The following is a 2524-nucleotide window of genomic DNA, read 5'->3' on the forward strand; positions in this document are numbered from 1 at the left end:
GTTCACCGACACGGTGGTGTGGAACCCGGGGCCGGCGAAGGCCGCGCAACTGGGCGACATGCCGCCGCAGGATTGGCAGCGGATGCTGTGCATCGAAGCCGGCGCCATCGGCCAGCCGGTGCACCTCGCGCCGGGGAAGACGTGGCACGGGACGCAGCGCCTGGAAGTGATCGGGCGGGATTCGTAGGCTGGCGCTGAGCGGCGAAGCCCGAAGCCCAGCGCTCCGCTGCGCTCGCGCATCGCTGGGCTTTCGCTAGCGCTCCAGCACCAGCCTACGAGCAGCCCGCTCCAGCCGCATATTTGCAGCCCGCTCCAGCCGCATATTTGCAGCCCGCTCCAGCCGCATATTTGCAGCCCGCTCCGGCCGCATATTTGTAGCCCGCTCCAGCCGCGATAGCTACGAGAAATCCAGCCCGCGCAGATAGTCGCGGAAGCCTGCGCCCACTTCCGCGTGGCGCATGCCGAATTCGACGCTCGCCTCCAGGAAGCCCTGCTTGCTGCCGCAGTCGAAGCGCTTGCCCTCATACCGGTACGCATACACACCTTCCGGCCCGATCAGCTGGGCGATGCCGTCGGTGAGCTGGATCTCGCCGCCGCTGCCACGCGGCTGCTGGCGGATGGCCTCGAACACGGAGGGCGTGAGCACGTAGCGGCCGGCCACCCCCAGGCGCGAGGGCGCGTTCTCCGGCGCGGGCTTCTCCACCATGCGCTCCACCTTCACCAGCCGGTCGCCCGCGGGCTCGCCCGCCACGATGCCATAGCGCTTCACGTGCTCCAGCGGCACCTCCTGCACGGCGAGCACCGAGCCGCGCACCTGGCGGAAGACTTCCACCATCTGCGCCAGCACGCCGGGGCCACCGTGCGGGCCGCACATCAGGTCGTCGGCCAGCAGCACGGCGAAGGGCTCGTCGCCCACGATGGAGCGCGCGCACAGCACGGCGTGGCCGAGGCCCAGCGAGCGCGGCTGGCGTACATAGGAGCAATCCATGTCGTCTGGCGTGAGCGAGCGGACCGTGGCCAGGAGTTCCTCCTTGCCGCTGGCCTCGAGCTCGTTCTCCAGTTCGTAGGCCGTGTCGAAATGGTCTTCGATGGCGCGCTTGTTGCGGCCCGTGACGAAGATCATGTGGCGGATGCCGGCCTCGTAGGCCTCCTCCACGGCGTACTGGATCAGGGGCTTGTCGACGATGGGCAGCATTTCCTTGGGTTGCGCCTTGGTGGCCGGCAGGAAGCGCGTGCCCAGGCCCGCCACCGGAAACACTGCCTTGTTAACATTTGTGAAGTTTTTCATCGACCCGCTGTAGAGTAGTGGATAAAGTGCCCCGACGCACTCGACGCCGCATTGTGTGAAAGAAACAGCGTCGGTGCACCGAGACCTGCCGTGGAAATCCTTCTGCTCGAGCGACTGGCTCCCGAGGCGCAGGCCTGGCTCCAGGCCCGCCACCGCATCGCGTACCGGCCCGAGCTGGCCGAGGATGCGGCCGCCCTGCGTCGCCAACTTTACAACGTGCAGGCGCTGGTGCTGCCACGAAAAGTGGTCGTCACCCGCGAGTTGCTGGATTTCGCGCCCGTGCTGCGCGCCATCGCGCGGCTGCACGTGGGAACCGAGCATACCGACCTGGAAGCCTGCCGCGACCACCGCGTGCGCGTGATCCAGGGCACCCATGCCCACGTGCGCTCCAACGCCGAATACCTGCTCGCCGGCCTGCTGCTGCTGATGCGGCGCGGCATCGGCGCCGCGCTGAAGGGCGACCGCGAGGCGCCGCCGCTGGTGGGCCGCGAGCTGAATGGCAGCACGGTGGGCATCGTGGGCCTGGCGCCGGCGGCCCACGCGCTGGCCCTGATGCTCAACGCGCTGGGCGTCCGCCTGATCGGATACGACCCCGCCGTGCACCACACGGCTTCGGTCTGGAGGCGGTTGCACATCGAGCCCATGTCCCTGCAGGACGTGCTCTCGCATGCCGATGCCGTGAGCGTGCAGCTGCCCTACGCCTCGCGCTTCCAGGGCTTCATGAACGACAAGGTGCTGGCCCACTGCAGGCCGGGCCAGCTGTGGGTGGCCACCACGCGCACCCGCATCTTCGAGCCCAACGCGCTGGCGCAGGCGCTGAAGGACGGCCGCATCGAGGCCGCGATGCTCGATGGCGCCGAAGCGGGCTTCGCCGGTCGCGGCTCGCCGCTGGCGGACCTGCCGAACCTGCATCTCACGCCGCGCATCGCCTCGCTCACGCAGGAGTCGCGGCAACGCGCCAGCTGGTACGTCGCGCAGCGCCTGCACGAGACGCTGGCGCTGCCGCGCAGCAACAGCTTCGATACGGTGCTCAGCGGCCCGGCGCCGCTCGATTCGCAGCCCACGCCCCTGAGCGGGCCGGGGCCGCTGTAAGGCGAGCGCACGGGCGCTTCGGCGCCCGGCGCGCTGCCCTGGTCATCCCAGCCGCTGCAGCTGCGCCTGCATCTTCTGCAGGGTGGCCGTGAAGTCGGCGATGCGCCGGCGTTCCTGCTCGATCACTGCTGCCGGGGCCTTGGC

Annotated in this window: 3 protein-coding genes and 1 pseudogene; 2 read left to right on the plus strand and 2 right to left on the minus strand. The window is 69.5% G+C overall.

Features of this window, described 5'->3' with window-relative positions; genetic code table 11:
• Positions 1–187, plus strand: a pseudogene (locus VFM98_RS19730) (D-hexose-6-phosphate mutarotase); the annotation flags it as partial.
• A gap of 210 nt (positions 188–397) precedes the next feature.
• On the opposite strand, the gene galU reads toward VFM98_RS19730, so the two are convergent.
• On the minus strand, positions 398–1288 hold the full coding sequence (gene galU, locus VFM98_RS19735; protein WP_325111601.1) for a UTP--glucose-1-phosphate uridylyltransferase GalU: 891 nt from the start codon (positions 1286–1288) through the stop codon (positions 398–400).
• Between the two features lie 90 nt (positions 1289–1378).
• Here galU and VFM98_RS19740 point away from each other — a divergent pair, with 90 nt between their 5' ends.
• Complete coding sequence (locus tag VFM98_RS19740; RefSeq protein ID WP_325111602.1) at positions 1379–2380, plus strand: NAD(P)-dependent oxidoreductase; 1002 nt, start codon at positions 1379–1381, stop codon at positions 2378–2380.
• 42 nt (positions 2381–2422) lie between these two features.
• On the opposite strand, the gene VFM98_RS26200 is transcribed toward VFM98_RS19740, so the two are convergent.
• Positions 2423–2524: hypothetical protein (locus VFM98_RS26200; protein ID WP_414709049.1), on the minus strand; the 102-nt coding region annotated here is incomplete at its 5' end.

Origin of the sequence: Ramlibacter sp., assembly GCF_035706265.1 — a bacterium.
Lineage (GTDB): Bacteria > Pseudomonadota > Gammaproteobacteria > Burkholderiales > Burkholderiaceae_C > Ramlibacter.

Bases quoted from the DNA above. Each gene is read 5' to 3' on its own strand.
- galU (WP_325111601.1), bottom strand. From the start codon at position 1,288: ATGAAAAACTTCACAAATGTTAACAAGGCAGTGTTTCCGGTGGCGGGC.